This is a genomic window from Micromonospora chokoriensis (genome assembly GCF_900091505.1).
In the GTDB taxonomy this organism is placed as follows: domain Bacteria; phylum Actinomycetota; class Actinomycetes; order Mycobacteriales; family Micromonosporaceae; genus Micromonospora; species Micromonospora chokoriensis.
Map to the genome: position 1 here is coordinate 4,149,738 of NZ_LT607409.1, position 16,877 is coordinate 4,166,614.

General features: G+C 71.5%; 12 protein-coding genes. 7 read left to right on the forward strand and 5 right to left on the reverse strand.

What is annotated here, in order from left to right:
* Window positions 1-67: 67 nt before the first annotated feature.
* Entirely contained in the window at window positions 68-4,450 is a 4,383-nt protein-coding gene (locus GA0070612_RS19185; RefSeq protein WP_231924255.1) for a S8 family serine peptidase, read from the forward strand.
* Between the two features lie 69 nt (window positions 4,451-4,519).
* Here the strand turns inward: GA0070612_RS19185 and GA0070612_RS19190 are convergent, their stop codons facing one another.
* The gene (locus GA0070612_RS19190; protein WP_088989163.1) at window positions 4,520-5,146 is read right to left on the reverse strand and encodes a winged helix-turn-helix domain-containing protein; all 627 of its coding nucleotides are present in this window, start codon (window positions 5,144-5,146) and stop codon (window positions 4,520-4,522) included.
* A gap of 259 nt (window positions 5,147-5,405) precedes the next feature.
* On the opposite strand from GA0070612_RS19190, the gene GA0070612_RS19195 reads away from it, so the two are divergent.
* Genes GA0070612_RS19195 through GA0070612_RS19210 form a run of 4 tightly spaced genes read left to right on the forward strand, consistent with a single transcriptional unit; the run spans window position 5,406 to window position 9,115 of the window.
* Window positions 5,406-6,395, forward strand: coding sequence for a phosphatase PAP2 family protein (locus GA0070612_RS19195; protein WP_088989164.1), 990 nt, complete (start codon window positions 5,406-5,408; stop codon window positions 6,393-6,395).
* Window positions 6,396-6,411: 16 nt separating this feature from the next.
* A complete protein-coding gene (locus tag GA0070612_RS19200; RefSeq protein ID WP_088989165.1) occupies window positions 6,412-7,107 on the forward strand; it encodes a response regulator transcription factor in 696 nt (231 codons plus the stop codon).
* Window positions 7,104-8,561 carry a sensor histidine kinase gene (locus GA0070612_RS19205; protein ID WP_088989166.1) on the forward strand — a complete coding sequence of 486 codons (1,458 nt, stop codon included), beginning with the start codon at window positions 7,104-7,106 and terminating at the stop codon, window positions 8,559-8,561. Before GA0070612_RS19200 ends, GA0070612_RS19205 begins: the two co-directional genes overlap by 4 nt.
* Complete coding sequence (locus tag GA0070612_RS19210; RefSeq protein ID WP_088989167.1) at window positions 8,558-9,115, forward strand: hypothetical protein; 558 nt, start codon at window positions 8,558-8,560, stop codon at window positions 9,113-9,115. Before GA0070612_RS19205 ends, GA0070612_RS19210 begins: the two co-directional genes overlap by 4 nt.
* Window positions 9,116-9,133: 18 nt before the next feature.
* Here GA0070612_RS19210 and GA0070612_RS19215 read toward each other — a convergent pair whose 3' ends face one another.
* The 4 genes from GA0070612_RS19215 to GA0070612_RS19230 form a co-directional block, all read right to left on the reverse strand.
* Window positions 9,134-10,156: a D-alanine--D-alanine ligase family protein gene (locus GA0070612_RS19215; protein ID WP_088989168.1), complete on the reverse strand. Its 1,023-nt coding sequence runs from the start codon at window positions 10,154-10,156 to the stop codon at window positions 9,134-9,136.
* Window positions 10,153-11,295, reverse strand: coding sequence for an alanine racemase (gene alr / locus GA0070612_RS19220; protein WP_088989169.1), 1,143 nt, complete (start codon window positions 11,293-11,295; stop codon window positions 10,153-10,155). Before alr ends, GA0070612_RS19215 begins: the two co-directional genes overlap by 4 nt.
* A complete protein-coding gene (locus GA0070612_RS19225; RefSeq protein WP_088989170.1) occupies window positions 11,292-12,434 on the reverse strand; it encodes an acyltransferase family protein in 1,143 nt (380 codons plus the stop codon). The genes alr and GA0070612_RS19225 overlap by 4 nt, the downstream gene beginning before the upstream one ends.
* 137 nt (window positions 12,435-12,571) lie before the next feature.
* Window positions 12,572-14,833 carry a catalase gene (locus GA0070612_RS19230; protein WP_088989171.1) on the reverse strand — a complete coding sequence of 754 codons (2,262 nt, stop codon included), beginning with the start codon at window positions 14,831-14,833 and terminating at the stop codon, window positions 12,572-12,574.
* A gap of 184 nt (window positions 14,834-15,017) precedes the next feature.
* Here GA0070612_RS19230 and GA0070612_RS19235 point away from each other — a divergent pair, with 184 nt between their 5' ends.
* Entirely contained in the window at window positions 15,018-15,908 is an 891-nt protein-coding gene (locus tag GA0070612_RS19235) for an alpha/beta hydrolase family protein (protein ID WP_088991612.1), read from the forward strand.
* Between the two features lie 133 nt (window positions 15,909-16,041).
* Window positions 16,042-16,827 (forward strand): ABC transporter ATP-binding protein, encoded by a 786-nt coding sequence (locus tag GA0070612_RS19240; protein WP_088989172.1) that lies wholly within the window; start codon window positions 16,042-16,044, stop codon window positions 16,825-16,827.
* Window positions 16,828-16,877: the final 50 nt, after the last annotated feature.

Genomic DNA, 16,877 nt, shown 5'->3' on the forward strand with positions numbered 1-16,877 from the left:
GGTCGTTCTGAGGGAGGCAGCACCGATGTTCAGACGTCCACAATGGCGGCGCGCAGCCAGATCACTGGTGAGCGCCGGTGCGGCGGCGGTCCTCGCCGCCACATGCTTGGCCACCATCGGCTCCGGCGCACAGGCAGCGCCGGGCGGCGGGATGCAGGCGGGCACCCCGACCGGTGACAAGATCCGACCCGAGCTCGCCAAGCAGCTCCAGGCCAAAAGTGAAGGTGACTTCTGGATCCGGTTCAAGGACCGGGCGGACCTCAGCAAGGCCAGCGCCATCAAGGACTGGTCGAAGCGCGGCACCGCGGTAGCGGAGGCCCTGCGCAGGACCGCCGCCGCGAGCCAGGGCAAGATCCGGGCCGACCTCGACAGCTCGGGCACCAGATACCAGACCTTCTGGGCCACCAACGCGATCAAGGTGAACAGCGGCTCCCTGGCGATGGCGCAGAAGTTCGCCGGCCACTCCGAGGTCGAGGGCCTCTACGCGCCGGTGGCGTACAAGGTGCCGGAGACCACCAAGGGCGCGGACGAGAAGACCGTGAACGCCCTCGAGTGGGGCATCGCCAACATCAACGCCGACGACGTGTGGGCCCAGTACGGCGTCAAGGGTGAGGGCATCACCATCGCGAACATCGACACCGGCGTGCAGTTCGACCACCCGGCGCTGGTGAACTCCTACCGGGGCAACAACGGTGACGGCACGTTCGACCACAACTACAACTGGTTCAACGCCGCCAACTCCACCGGCGCCTGCGCCACCGCCCCCTGTGACGACGACGGCCACGGCACGCACACGATGGGCACCATGGCCGGCTCCGACGGCGCGAACCAGATCGGTGTCGCGCCCGGGGTCACCTGGATCGCGGCGAACGGTTGCTGCCCCAGTGACGCCGCTCTGATCGAATCCGGTCAGTGGATGCTCGAACCGCTGGACCTCAACGGCCAGAACGCGGACGCGAGCAAGCGGCCGAACATCATCAACAACTCGTGGGGCACGCGGGACCCGTCCAACGAGCCGTTCATGGAGGACGTGACGGACGCCTGGGCGGCGTCCGGGATCTTCGCCACCTGGTCCAACGGCAACAGCGGGCCGGAGTGCCAGACGAGTGGTTCGCCGGGCAGCCTCGCCAGCAACTACTCGACCGGCGCGTACGACGTCAACAACAACGTCGCCGGCTTCTCCGCCCGGGGCGTCGGGCAGAACGGCGAGATCAAGCCCAACATCTCGGCGCCGGGCGTGAACGTCCGGTCGAGCATCCCGGGCAGCGCGTACGGCAGCATCAGCGGCACCTCGATGGCCGCACCGCACCTCGCGGGCACGATCGCGCTGCTCTACTCGGCGGCGCCCTCGCTGATCGGTGACGTCGACGCCACCCGTGCGCTGCTCAACGGCACGGCGATCGACAAGGCCGACGACCAGTGCGGCGGCACCGCCGCCGACAACAACGTCTACGGCGAGGGTCGCCTGGACGCCCTCGCGTTGCTCAACGCGGCCCCGACCGGCGACATCGGCACCCTGGCCGGCACGGTCACCGACGCGGCCAGCGGCGCCCCGATCGCCGGCGCGACCCTCACGCTCACCGGCCCGACCGCACGGGAGCTGACCACCGGCGCCGACGGCACATACTCGACCCGGCTGCCCACCGGTGACTACCAGGTCGCCGTGGCGGCCTTCGGTTACGCCGGCACCACGAAGACGGCGACCGTCGCCAAGGGCGCGACCACCACGCTCAACGTCGCGTTGACGCCGGTGCCCAGTGTCAACGTCACCGGAGCGGTCACCGACGGCTCCGGTCACGGCTGGCCGCTCTACGCGAAGGTGACAGTGGCCGGCGTGTCCGGCGTCTACGACTACACCACCCCGTCGAACGGCCGTTACAGCATCAAGCTGCCGGCCGGGCAGACCTACACCCTGACGTACGAGTCGCAGTACCCGGGCTACCAGACCGTCACCAAGCAGGTCGTGGTCGGCACGGGCAACGCCACCGCCAACGTCGCCGTCCCGGTGGACACCGACACCTGCACCACCGCCCCCGGCTACACGTTCGGCTCCGACGGCGAGTACGAGTCCTTCGACGCCGCGACCACCCCGGCCGGCTGGACCGTCGTGGACAACGCGGGCAGCGGCCAGGTCTGGAAGTTCACCGACGACGGCGACCGGGGCAACCTGACCGGCGGCAGCGGCGGCTTCGCGATGATCGACAGCGACGACTACGGCGCGGGCAGCAGCCAGGACACCTCCCTGGTCAGCCCGGTGATCGACCTGACCGGCGTCACCGCCCCGGTCATCCGGTTCAACCAGGACTTCAACCAGCTCAACGACGACACCGCCGACGTCGACCTGAGCATCGACGGTGGCGCCACCTGGACCAACGTGCTCCGGCAGGAGACCGACGTCCGGGGCCCGAAGGTGACCGAGATCCCGATCCCGCAGGCGGCCGGTCAGGCGCAGGTGCAGGTCCGGTTCCACTACTACGACGCCTCGTACGAGTGGTGGTGGGAGGTCGACAACGTCCTCATCGGCAGCCAGGTCATCTGCGAGCCGGTCGACGGCGGGCTGGTCGTCGGTAACGTCCGCGACAAGAACGACGACAGCTACGTCAACGGTGCGACGGTCACCAGCAAGGACCGGCCCGCCGAGAAGGCCGTCACCGTGGCGACCCCGGACGACCCGGGGCTGGCCGACGGCTTCTACTGGATCTACTCGTCGCTGACCGGCGAGCACCAGTTCACGGCGACCGCCGGCAACTACGTCAGCCAGACCAAGTCGGTCGACGTCGAGGCCGACTGGGCGACCACCGCGAACTTCCAGCTCGCGGCGGGCCGACTGTCGGTGACCCCGACCGAGCTGAGCGCCACGCTCCAGATGCCCAACGGCAAGGCGAGCAGGACGTTCACGGTGACCAACACCGGCGGCGCGCCGGTCGAGGTCAAGTTCAGCGAGCGGGACAACGGCTTCGAGCTCCTCCGGGCGGACGGGTCCACCGTCACCCGGCAACAGGTGCTCGGCGCCAGCGGCGCTCCGGAGCAGCGGCTCACCGCACCGACGTCGTTCGCCGCCAAGGCGTCCGGCAAGGAGGCCAAGGCCACCGCCGCCGCGACCGGCCCGCAGGCCGCGCCGTGGACGGACATCGCCAACTACCCGGCGAACGTGATGGACAACCGGGTGGTGAACCTGGACGGCAAGGTGTACTCGATCGGGGGTGGCGACGGTAGCGCCTCCACCGCCAAGAACTACGCCTACGACCCGGCCGCCCAGACCTGGACGGCGATCGCCGATCTGCCGGGCGCACGCAACGCCCTGACGGTGGGCGTCGTGCAAGGCAAGATCATCGCCAGCGGCGGCTGGGGCGACGAGGGGCCCGACGCCGCCACCTGGTCGTACGACCCGGGGGCCAACACCTGGACCGAGCTGGCCGACAACCCGGCACCCCGGGCCGCGGCCGGTCAGGCGGTCGTCGACGGCAAGCTGTACGCCGTCGGTGGCTGCACCACCGCCAACTGCACGCCGATGTCGAACAGCGTCGTCCGGTACGACCCGGCCACCGATGCCTGGGCGGCGGTGGCCAACTACCCGAAGTCGGTGGCCTTCGCCTCCTGCGGCGGGATCGACGGCACCCTCTACTGCACCGGTGGTAACGACGGCTCCGCCGCGCAGAAGTCCAGCTACGCCTACGACCCGGGTGCCAACACCTGGACCGCGATCGCCGACGCGCCGGCCGACAACTGGGCCAGCTCGTACGCCGTCGCCAGCGGCAAGCTGCTCGTCGTCGGTGGCTCGCAGGGTGGGGCCATCAGCAACGCCGGCTTCGCCTTCGACCCGGCCGCCGGCTCGTGGTCCAACCTGCCGAACGCCAACACCCCCCGTTACCGGGGCGGCGCGGCATGCGGCTTCTACAAGATCGGCGGCTCGTCCGGCAACTTCAACGCGGCAGCCAACAGCGAGGTGCTCCCGGGCTTCGAGGGTTGCGCCGAGTCGGTGGCCGACGTCAGCTGGATGACCATCGACAAGACGTCGGCCACCCTGGCGCCGGGCGCGAAGGTCACGGTCACCGTCGGCCTGTCCGCCAACGTGGACCAGCCGGGCACCTACTCCGGCTCCGTCGGGATCACGGAGAACACGCCGTACGCGGTGGCGCCGGTCGCGGTGAGCATGACCGCGAACCCCCCGAAGACGTGGGGCAAGCTCATGGGAACGGTCATCGGCAGCAGTTGCCAGGGTGCGACCTCGCCGCTCGCCGGCGCGGTCGTCCAGGTCGACTCGTGGGCGGCGTCGTACACCTTCGCCACCGACGCCGAGGGCAGGTACGCCTACTGGGTGGACCGCCGCAACAACCCGCTCACGATGATCGTCGCCAAGGACGGCTGGAAGCCGCAGACCCGTCAGACGAGGATCAACACCACCACTCCCACGGTGGAGAACTTCGGGTTGGTGCCGATCAAGTGCTGACGCCCGAGCGCTAGCGCACAGTCCGGCCCGCCTGGCTCCGACCAGGCGGGCCGGACCGTGTCGGGGGGATCAGACCGGGGCGAGCCGGAAGCCGACCCCACGGACCGAGTGGATGGTCGTCGCGGCGTTGAGTCTCGCGAGCTTGCCGCGCACCCTGCGGACCACCGAGTGCATGTCGGAGCCCCGGCCGAGGTGCCGGTTGCCCCAGACCTCGAGGTGCAGACGCTCGTAGGTCCAGATCTGCCCGGGCGCGTGCACCAGGCAGAGCAGGACGTCGTGTTCCAACCGGGTCAGGTCGATCTCCTGATCGCGCCACCGCAGCACCCGACGGTCGGAGTCGACGGCCAGGTCCGGTGGCGGCGACTGCGGGCTCGGTGTCACCTCGGCGAGCCCGGCGGTGGCCGGCGGGGCCGGGACGAGCCCGGCGGTGGCCTGTGGGGCCGGGACGAGCCCGGCGGTGGCCTGTGGGGCCGGGACGAGCCCGGCGGTGGCCTGCGGGGCCTCGACGGGCCCCGGGCCGTCCGGTGAGGTCGCCGCCGTAGGCGTCTCGACCACGCCGAGAAACTCTCGGGCCTGGTCGACTGTCGAGACGATCAGAAAGGCGTCAGTGCCGCCGAGCAGCCGGGCCAGATGTCGGCGTTCGGCCGGCGAGGACGCGATGCCGATGACCAGGCTGGCGACTGGAGTTCCCTGCATTCCCCCCACCCCTTCCGGTGCCCCAGCTCTCCGGATGGATTCTTCGCACCGATGACCGAGACATCGATCGGTGTCCTGACCCTAGTGGTGGCTGATCTCGGCGGGGTAAAACATCGTTGCATGCAAGCGTGTGGATGTCAGACGTCCGTCGAGGGTCACCCGGCCCTCCCGACGACGATCCGCCTCCGGCCGGCGCCGGGGGCGGTTGTGACAGAACCAAGACAATCCGAGTACGGCATCCGGACCTGCCGGAGCGAGCATGGCCGACATGACCATCGGATCGTCGTACCCCGTGGGGCGAGCGACGCCCGGCGCGCCGTCGGCGCGACCCCTGCCCTCCGCCCGCGCGGCGGTGCCGCTGGGTTTCCGGCTGCTCGCGGTGGCGCTGTGTTGTCTGGTCGCGTTCGCGCTCACCGCCGCCGTCTTCGTCCGGACGTACCCCGGTCAGTGGCTGGACGGCCTGCTCCTGCCGCGCGCCGAGCGGGGTGGGGGATACGAGCAGGAGACCCACCTGGTGGGTCCGGCCAAGACCCTGCTGGCCGGCTTCGGCAGTCCGACACTCCTCGCCGCCCTGCTCGGCGCGGTGCTGCTGGTGGGTGTGCTCCGTCGCCGGCTGGTGGCGGGGGTCGCCGGTGTGGGCATGGTGGTCGGCGCGGTGGTGGCAGCCGGTGCGCTGAAGTCGGCGCTGCCCCGTCCGGATCTCCAGATCGAGAGTTCGACCACCCACAACAGCTTCCCGAGCGGGCACGTCGCGGCGGCGACGGCGCTACTGCTGGCGTTCATGCTGGTCCTGCCCGGATGGGCCCGTCGCTTCCTGGCGGTGCCCGGCGCGGTCGGTGTCTCGGCGATCGCCTCGGCCACGATGATCGCCGGCTGGCACCGGTTCAGTGACGTGCTCGGCGGCGTACTGCTGGGGGTGGCGTTGTTCTGCCTGGCCGCAGCCGCGTTGGTGGGCCTGCGCGGGGACCGGGACGCGGACGGCGAACCGGACGGCGGGAGCCGGTGGCGTCGGTCGGCCGAGGCGACGGTGGGTCTGGTCGCGCTGGTGTGGGCGCTGGTGGCGGTGGTGCCCGGTCTGTCGGCCTCGGTGCAGCGCGGGGCGCTCGTCGCCATCGTGGTGGCGGGTGCGACGACGATGGTCCTGGTGGGTGTGGTGGTGTTCCTGGTGCGTTCGGCGGACTTCGTGGTCCCGCTGGGAGCCCGGCGTGGTGGACTGCCGTCGTCGGCTGATTTCCAAAAGATCTCATGATGGGATACTTGACGACATGTCCCAGGTCCTGCTGATCGAAGACCACCAGACGGTGCGCGACGGGCTTCAGCTGGCGCTCACCCGACAGGGCCACACGGTGCACGCCGTGGAGACCGGCGAGCAGGGGTTGGAACGGCTTCGCAGCACCCCCTCCGATGTCGTGGTCCTCGATCTGATGCTGCCCGGGATGGACGGCTTCGAGGTGTGCCGCCGCATCCGGCAGCTCGGCGACCTGCCGATCATCATGCTGACCGCCCGTAACGACGACATGGACGTGGTGGCGGGGCTGGAGGCCGGCGCCGACGACTACGTAGTCAAGCCCGTGCAGGCCCGGGTGCTCGAGGCGCGCATCCGTGCGGTGCTCCGCCGGACCGGCGGCGAGTCGCGGCGTGCCGGTGGCGAGCGGCCCGGCCTGGAACAGCACGGCGCGTTGACCATCGACCGGGCCGCGCTGGTGGTCAGCAAGGACGGCGTGCCCGTCGGCCTCGCCCCGACCGAGCTGCGTCTGCTGCTCGAACTCTCGCACACGCCGGGCCAGGTGCTCAGCCGCCAGCAACTGCTGGAGGCCGTGTGGGAACACGGGTACCTGGGCGACTCCCGGCTCGTGGACGCGTGCGTCCAGCGGCTGCGCGCCAAGATCGAAGTCGACTCGTCGGCACCGGTCTTCATCCAGACCGTGCGCGGTTTCGGATACCGGTTCGGGCCGCTGTGACACTCTGGCGCCGGGCCGGCGCGCGGGTCTCGGGCCTGCGGGTCCGGCTGCTCCTGACGTTCGTGCTGCTCGGCGTGACCACCGCGGCCGTCGTGGCCAGCGGCAGTTACGTCCAGGCCCGGACGGTCATCCTGCAACAGGCGCAGGACGCCGCGGTGACGTCGCTGACCGACCAGCTCACCAAGTACTACCCGATAGCCCAGTTGCCGCCGACCCAGGACGACCTCGACATCCTGGCCCAGCGTCTCTCCGACCGGAAGACGACCACGGTGGTCGTCTACCACGATCTGCGGTCGCAGGGTGCCGGGGTGACCGAGGCGCTCACCCCGGAGCTGCGGCGGGAGGTCGGCGACGGCCGGATCGCCTGGCAACGGGTCGCGTTCGACGGGGAACCCAAGCTGCTCATCGGCACCCAGTTGGCGCTCGAACGACCCGACGGCACCTCCCGACCGTCCGGGCTCGAGGTGTACTCGATGCGCAGCCTCCTGCCCGAGCAGCAGAGCATCGACCAGCTCGCCGCCCGCGCCTGGCTGACCGGCGGGCTGTCGCTGGTCCTCGCCGTCCTGCTGGCCCTGCTGGCCGCCGGCAGCGTGCTGCGACCCGTACGCGAGTTGGGCCGGGCGGCGCGCAGCCTCGGCGAGGGTGACCTGACCACCCGGCTGACCGTCCGGGGCGTCGACGAGCTGGCCGATGTGGCGCGGACCTTCAACGACACCGCCGGGACGCTGGAGCGGCAGGTCGGGGAGCTGCGACGGATGGAGTCCGACGCGCGCCGGTTCGTGGCGGACGTCTCGCACGAACTCCGTACGCCGTTGGCCGCGATGACGGCGGTCACCGACGTGCTCGACGAGGAGGCCGAACACCTGCCCGGGGACGCGGGGCGGGCGGCCCGACTGGTGAGTCGGGAGACCCAGAACCTCACCCAACTGGTCAACGACCTCATCGAGGTCAGCAGGTTCGACTCCGGCACGGCGCGGCTCGCCCTGGACGACGTGGACGTGGCCGCGGCGGTGACCGCCGCCCTGCGCATCCGCGGTTGGGTCGACCGGGTGCACACGGAACTGCCGCCGGGTGTGGTGGCCCGGCTCGACCCCCGCCGGCTGGACGTCATCGTCGCCAACCTGGTCGGCAACGCCCTGCGGCACGGCGCCGAGCCGGTGTCGGTGCGCCTGGGCGCCGACGGGGACTGGGTCACCATCGAGGTGGCCGACCGGGGGCCCGGACTGGACCCGGAGGTGTTGCCGCACGTGTTCGACCGCTTCTACAAGGCCGACACCGCCCGGACCCGGTCCGAGGGTAGCGGCCTCGGTCTCGCCGTCTCCTGGGAGAACGCGCGACTGCACCGCCACGGTGACCGCCGGGGAAGCCTCGTCGCCGACAACCGCCCCGATGGCGGCGCCGTGTTCACGCTCCGCCTGCCCCGCGACACGACGAACGAGGGAGGTGCCCGGTGAACACCCGGAGGACGGGTCGCGCGCTGGTCGCCGGCGGGCTGCTCGTCGCAGTGCTCACCGCGGGTTGCGGGGTGCGGCCCAGCGCCGTCATCACCGGTCGCGCCGCGGTCAGCGGCCCGACCGAGGGCATCGGGATCTACCTGCTCGCGCAGGGTGACCTCGCGCTGGTCCTCCGGCAGCCGAAGGCGACCCAGGCCGGTGTCACGCCCGCCGTGACCTGTTCACCGTCGGCCCCGGGCGGCTCGCCCTGCCAGCCGGCTCAGGCCCTCGCCCTGCTCGCGGCCGGTCCGAGCGGGGAGGAACGCGCCAGCGGCCTGACCAGCGAGGTGCCCGCCGGGCTCGGCCCGTTCACGGTGAAGCCGGCGGCGCAGAGATCTGACCTCACGGTGAAGACGACCGGTGCGGTGGGGCCGTTGACGGCCGACGCGTTCGACCAGATCGTCTGCACGGTGACCGACAGCGCGACGCAGGTAGGCCTGGTGAATGGTCCCGCAGCGGTCAGCATCGTCGGACCCGACGGCGCTCGGCAGCCGCGGCGGTGCCCAATCAGATGACCGGGCACCCGCCACCGCTCACACCAGGTCGACCGCCCGTGCCGGCCGAGGAAGTCCGCCGGAGCGGCTCCCGTCCTCGTCGGCCAGCGCGCCGTCGATCAGGATGTCGATCAGGTCGACGAAGCCGAGGCCGGCCTTCTGCCAGATCTGCGGGAACTGCGACGCGGCGGTGAAGCCGGGGAACGTGTTCACCTCGTTCACGATGGGCTCGGGCGACCCCTCGGCGGGCAGGAAGAAGTCCACCCGGAGCAACCCACGGCAGTCGAGGGCGTGGAAGGCGCGGATCGCGCGGTCCTGGAGCACCTCGGTGGTCGCGGCGTCCAGCGCGGCGGGGATCTGGAAGATCGCGCCGCCGTCGTACTTCGCGTCGTAGTCGAAGAAGCCGGCCCCGGTCACCCGGATCTCCAGCGGCGGGCCGGCCTGCACCCGGCCGTCCGGGTGCTGCAGGACCGCCACGTCGATCTCCCGACCCCGGGCCCCCTGCTCGACGAGCACCTTCGGGTCGACCTGTCGGGCCTGCTCCAGCGCGGCGGGCACCCCCGACCAGTCGTCCACCTTGACGACACCCAGGCTGGACCCGGCCCGAGCCGGTTTGACGAAGACCGGCAGGTCCAGACGTTGCCGGTCCTCGGGCGACAGGTCCTCGCCCGACCGCAGGGTCACCCCCGGGCTGACCCGCAGCCCTTCGGCGGCGAGGAGCCGCTTGGTGACGCCCTTGTCCATACCGGCGGCGCTGGCGAAGACACCGTTGCCGACGTACGGCACCCCGAGCCACTCCAGCAGCGAGGCGACGGTGCCGTCCTCGCCGTACGGGCCGTGCAGAGCCGGGAACACCACGTCCTGGGCGCGCAGCACGCGCAACGCCGCAGGGAGTGCCGTCGGGCGTCCGTCGACGTGCCAGCCGCCGTCGGTGTCGATGAGCACCTCGGTGACCCGGTACCGCGCACGGTCCACGTGGGCGAGGATGCTCGCCGCCGAGCGGCAGGACACGTCGTGCTCGCCGCTCTGCCCGCCGTACAGCACTGCCAGTCGGGTTGTCATGAAATACGTGCCCTTCCGTGGAGGTGGTCGCGGGCCACCCGGGCCCCGATCCCGGTCAAGATCTCGTGTGGGTTGGTGTCGGCCCAGCGGGCCCACTCGGCGACGGTCGGCGGGTCCTGGTCGGCCTCGCTCGGGCCGAACACCACGACCGGGTCGCCGATCGCCACGGGAAGGTCCCCGGCGTCGACCACGCACTGGTCCATGGCGATGCGCCCGACGATCGGGCACCGCCGGCCGGCGAGCCACACCCGGGCGCGGCCACCCGCGGCGCGGGGGAGGCCGTCGGCGTACCCGAGCGGCAGCAGCGCCAGAGTGGTCGGTGCCCCGGTCACGTGCTCGGGCCCGTAGGAGACGCCGGTGCCGGCCGGCACCCGCTTGACGTTGACCACGCTCGTCCGCACCGTCATCGCGGCGTGCAGCCCGAACTCGCCCGGGCCGGTGGCGCCGAACGGGTCCACGCCGTACAGCGCGATCCCGATCCGGCAGAGGTCGTAGCGGGTCCGTGGCGCCGACAACGCGGCCGCCGAGTTGGCCAGGTGGACCAGTTCGGGGTCGAGGCCCGCCGACCGTGCGACGCGCAGCGCCTCCTCGAAGGCCGTCACCTGGCGGTTCAGCTCGGGGGCACCCGGGACGTCGGCGTCCATGAGGTGGGACCACACCCCACGCACCCGGATCCCACCCTCCCGTTCGTACTTGCGCGCCCAACCGACCAACTCGGGCCAGTCGTCGCCGGCGGCCCCGTTGCGGGACAGACCGGTGTCGGCCTTGAGCTGCACCATCGCCGGTACGCCGAGCCGGTGGACCGCGTCGGCGACGGCGTGCAGGTGCGTCGTCGTCGACACGCCGACGTCGACACCAGCGTTGATCAACTTACCGAAGTCGTCGTTCGGGCTGTGCAGCCAGCTCAACGTGGGCGCGGTCACACCCGCGGCGCGCAGGGCCAGCGCCTCGCTCGTCGAGGTCACCCCCAACCAGCTCGCGCCGGCGCGAAGGGCCGCCCGCGCCACCTGCGTCGCGCCGTGGCCGAACCCGTCGGCCTTCACCACCGCCATCAGGTCGGTGCCGGTCACCGACGCGATCGTCCGCACGTTGGCGGCGATCGCGTCGAGGTCGACGAGCGCCTCGGCCAGGGCGCTCATCGGGCCGCCTCCGGGCGGCGCGGACCGGGCAGGGCGAACAGCCAGCCCGCCCGGACCGCCAGCAGGCCACGGTGCGCGGCCAGGCTCAGAGCGATCACCAGGCCGGTCAGCAGAACCGGATATCCGAGCACGATCAGGCCCTGAGCGGACGCGCCCAGCTCGGAAACCGGTACGAGCACCAGCCGGTGCAGCAGAGCCAGGACCGGCATGTGGACGACGTAGATCGGCAGGGTGATGCGGCCGAGACTAGCCAGCGGTTTGCTGAGTGCCGACCAGCGGGACAGCTGCGCAGCTGCGGTTATGCCGAAGATCACTGCCACGACGGAGACCGCCGGCCACACGCCGAACCACCGCTGCGCGCCGACCGCCGCCATCGCGGCGAGCGCGAGGACGTAGCCGCCCGAGGTCAGCAGGAGACGGCGTCGCCCGGCGGTCTCGGCCCAGCGCACGATCCGCGGTCGCAGGTACAGGCCGGCGAGGAAGAACACCAGGTTCTGGTAGAGGCCACCACGGTTGCCCGGGGTGTCGAGCAGGCCGGCGGCGGCGACGGCGGACAGCACCCCGGCGGGTACGAGCACCAGCGCCCAGGGCACCCGACGGGTCGCCTTGGCGATCGTGAAGTACCACGCGAGGGCGTACAGGTACCAGAGATTGGACGGCGTGATGGTGAGCTGCTCCAGCACGCCGAGAGCGGAGGTGGCGCGGTCGGTCGGCAGCCCGGGGGCGGCGGCGAGGACCGCAGTGTGGATCAGGAGCCAGAGGGCGTACAGGTAGAGGAAACCGGCGATCCGGCTGCGGGCCACGACCCGCCAGGGGCGCTGGGCGGCGTTCGCCGCGAAGACGCCCGAGATGGTGAAGAACAGCGGCATCCGCAACGGGAGGAACTGCTCGCCCAGCGTCCCCCACAGGCCCGGCACCGGTACGCCGACGTGCCAGTCGATCTGTAGGTAGTCCTTCACCACGACGTGCCACAGGACGACGAGAATGATGCAGGCGCCCTTCGCGGCGTCGGCCCACTCCGCCCGCCGCGATCGTCCGTCCGCGCGGGTCGTCCCGGTCCGGTGCCGGTGGCGGAGCCGGACGCGCGTCTCGTCGGGCGGCAGCTCCGCGACCGGGGACCCGGTCAGCTGTTGGTTCATTCATCGAAAACTGCCAGCCGGATATCCGCACATGATCCACGGATTGTCATGATCCGGTAATAGAGATTGCCGCACCCGAGCACCAGCGAGGGCTGCCTCCCGCTGGAAGGCAGCCCTCGTCGGTGCTCGGCGCCGGGTCAGGCCACCGAGGCCGGGAACCGTTCCCACACCCGGTGCGCGGCCATCAACCGCTGCACCGCCGTCAGGGCCTCGGCACCGGAGCCCGCCGCGACGACGCCGGGGGTGCCGGCCACCCCGACCTGCTCCAACACGCTGACGCCGGCGCCCCAGGCGCCGATCGCCTTGGCGTGCCGCCAGCACTCCTCGACGAGCAGCAGCACGCGGGGATCCACGGCGGCCGGGCCGGGGCGGCCCGCCTTGTCGTCGCGGGCGGGGAGGGCGTCCGGTGCGGGCACCGGCGCTCCGGCCAGCAGGACCGCGTCGAACTCGACCGACCGGCCGGTGGCGAAGGTCCGCTGCACCGGCAGGTCGGCGACCAGGCCACCGCGCGGGGCGATGAGCAACGGCACCATGCCGGCCTCGAACACGGCCCGCCGGACCTCGGCGACACCGTCCAGGTCACCGTCCGGGTCGACCACGATCCCGACGGTACGACCGTCGCTCGGCCACTCCCGGCCGACCTGCGACAGCGCCGGGCTGGGCGTGACGTCGGCGAGCGGCACGCTGGGCTGCGGTGCGGGCAGGCCCAGACCGGCGGCGACCTGCTCGCACAGCACCGGGTCGATGGCGGCGAGGCTGCGCAGTTGGCGTTCCTTGATCGCCTGGTGGTAGCACTTGCCCAGCTCGAAGGTGTACGCCCGGATGATGTGCTCCTTCTCGACCGGCGACATGCTCGCCCAGAACAGGCGTGCCTGGCTGTAGTGGTCGTCGAACGAGGCCGGGTTCGCCCGTACCTTGGGCGCCTGCGCGACGGTGACCGGCACGTCGACGAACGCCTGCTCGGCGTCGCCCGCGGGGAAGGGGTTGCCGCCGTCGAGCGAGTTCGGTCGGTACGGCGCGACGCCCGCGTGCACGGCGTGCTGGTGGAACCCGTCGCGCAGCATGTCGTTCACCGCCGCGTGCGGGCGGTTGATCGGGATCTGCGCGAAGTTCGGCCCACCCAGCCGGGTGAGCTGCGTGTCGACGTACGAGAAGAGCCGGCCCTGCAACAGCGGGTCGTTCGTGACGTCGATGCCCGGCGGGAGGTGGCCCAGGTGGAAGGCGACCTGCTCGGTCTCGGCGAAGAAGTTCGTCGGCGTCCGGTTGAGGACCAGCCTGCCGATCGGCTGCACCTCGGCCAACTCCTCCGGCACGATCTTCGTCGGATCGAGCAGGTCGATGCCGGCGAAGGTCTCCTCGGGGGTGTCGGGGAAGACCTGGATGCCCAGCTCCCACTCCGGGTACGCGCCGGCCTCGATGGCGTCGTAGAGGTCGCGACGGTGGAAGTCCGGATCCATCCCGCTCAGCATCTGGGCCTCCTCCCAGGTGAGGGAGTGCACGCCCAGCTTCGGCTTCCAGTGGAACTTGGCGAGCACCGTCTCCCCGGCCTCGTTGACGAGGCGGAAGGTGTGCACGCCGAAGCCCTCCATCGTGCGGTAGGAGCGCGGGATGCCCCGGTCGGACATGTTCCACAGTGCGTGGTGTTGCGCCTCGGTGTGCAGCGACACGAAGTCCCAGAAGGTGTCGTGGGCGCTCTGCGCCTGCGGGATCTCCCGGTCCGGGTGCGGCTTGCCGGCGTGGATGATGTCGGGGAACTTGATGGCGTCCTGGATGAAGAACACCGGCATGTTGTTGCCGACCAGGTCGAAGGTGCCCTCATCGGTGTAGAACTTCGTCGCGAAGCCGCGGGTGTCGCGGACGGTGTCGGCCGAGCCGCGCGACCCGAGCACTGTGGAGAAGCGTACGAAGACCTCGGTCTCCCGCCCCTTCTTCAGGAACCCGGCCCGGGTGACCGCCTCGGCGGTGCCGTACGCGGTGAACACGCCGTGCGCACCGGCGCCCCGCGCGTGCACGACCCGCTCGGGGATGCGTTCGTGGTCGAAGTGCGTGATCTTCTCGCGGAGGTGGTGGTCCTGGAGCAGCACCGGGCCACGCGGTCCGGCCTTGAGCGAGTGGTCCGTGTCGCGCAGTCGTGCGCCGTTGGCGGTCGTCAGGTACGCACCCTGCTGACCCTTGGCGGTGGGCGGCGCGCCGGTCTCGGCGCCGGTGGGCGTACGCGTCTGCGGTGCCCCCTGTTCCGGCTTCGGTGGCAGCGGGTCGTGCGGCGTCGTCGGCTCCTCGACGGTTGGTGGCGCGCTTCCCGGCGCGCCCGGGACGTCGGGGGTCAGGGCGTCGGCGATCTTTCCTGAGGCGGTCTTCACGGCGTTCTTGACCGCCTCGGCGGGCTTGCTGGAATCCACGGGGTGAACCTCTCGATGGCGCGTGTACGGGCGGGCGCCTGCCCTGCTACCCCTGGTCGGAGGGCCGAAACACGGCTGATCACGGCAAATGCCGCCAGGACTGGTGATTCTGCCGATGCGGCGACCGGGCTGAGCGGCCAAAACTGACACACGTCGATATCCCTCGACTTAGGGAGTGCCCGACGTGTCCTCACCAACCACCACCCGTCCCCGTTCCGTCGCCGCCCGGCTCGGTCTGTCCGCCGCTCTGGTCGCCGGCGTCGTCCTGGCCGGACCGTCCGGTGCCGCACAGGCCGCCGGCCCGTACGAGCGGGGCCCCGCTCCGACCACCGCCATCCTGGAAGCCAGCCGAGGGCCCTTCGCCACGGCGTCGCAGAGTGTGTCCTCGCTCGGCGTCACCGGCTTCGGCGGCGGCGTCATCTACTACCCGACCAGCACCAGCGAGGGCACCTTCGGCGCCATCGCCATCTCACCCGGCTACACCGCCTCGTGGTCCAGCATCAGCTGGCTCGGGCCGCGGATCGCCTCGCACGGTTTCGTGGTGATCGGCATCGAGACCAACACCCGCCTGGACCAGCCGGACAGCCGGGGGCGGCAGTTGCTCGCCGCGCTGGACTACCTCACCCAGCGCAGCTCGGTGCGCAGCCGGATCGACAGCAGTCGACTCGCGGTGGCCGGTCACTCCATGGGCGGCGGAGGCAGTCTGGAGGCGGCCTCGTCGCGGCCGTCGCTTCAGGCCGCGGTGCCGCTGGCGCCGTGGAACCTGGACAAGAGCTGGTCCGAGCTGCGGGTGCCCACGCTGATCATCGGCGGCGAGAGCGACAGCGTCGCACCCGTCGCGACGCACTCGGTGCCGTTCTACAACAGCATCCCGTCGTCCGCCGAGAAGGCGTACCTGGAGTTGAACGGGGCGAGCCACTTCTTCCCGCAGACCACGAACACGCCCACCGGCCGGCAGATGGTGGCCTGGCTGAAGCGGTTCGTCGACGACGACACCCGCTACGAGCAGTTCCTCTGCCCCGGCCCGAGCGGCTCGGCCATTCAGGAGTACCGCAACACCTGTCCCAGCGCCTGATCGTGACGCGGGGCGGTCGCCGACGGCGACCGCCCCGTCCGCGTGCGGTAGGGCATCGAAGGTCTTGACGCGATACCCGAGAAACGTACACTGCGAGTGTAAATAAACACCCGCCACGACAGAGGGATGGGTGATGGAGCGCGGCCTCGAACTGCACCACATCGGCGTCCGTTTCGGCGGCCTCACCGCCCTCGACGACGTCTCGCTGCGGGTGCCACCCAACCGGGTGGTGGGCGTGATCGGGCCCAACGGCGCGGGCAAGACCACGCTGTTCAACGTGATCTGCGGCTTCGTCGCGCCGGAGACGGGTTCGCTCACCCTCGACGGTCGGCCGCTGCGCCCACGGCCGCACCGGCTGACCCGGCTCGGCATCGCCCGCACCCTCCAGGGCACCGGACTCTTCGCCGGTCTGAGTGTGCTGGAGAACGTGATGACCGGCGCCTCGCACACCGCCCGTGCGGGGTTCGTCCCGGCGCTGCTCGGGCTGCCGGCCAGCGACCGTGACGAGCGCCGGCTACGCCAGCACGCCCTGGACATCCTCGACGGTCTCGGCATCGCCGCGCACGCCGAGGCCGCACCGACCACACTGCCCTTCGCGGTACGCCAGGGGGTCGCCCTGGCCCGCGCGCTCGCCGCCCGACCCCGGCTGCTCCTGCTCGACGAGCCCGCCGGTGGCCTCGGCGCCGACGACATCACCGAGCTGGCGGAGCTGATCCGCGGGCTTCCCCGGCGGGACGACGACCCCTGCGCGGTGCTGCTCGTCGAGCACCACATGGACCTGGTGATGGCGGTCTGCGACGAGCTGGTGGTGCTCGACTTCGGCCGGGTGATCGCCGCCGGCACTCCGGACGAGGTCCGGGACGACCCGGCGGTCACCGACGCCTACCTCGGTGCCGCCGTCGAGGAGGCCACCCAGTGAGCGCGAGGAGTGAGCCGGGTTTGCGAGCCCCGCAGTCGCGAACGAAAGGT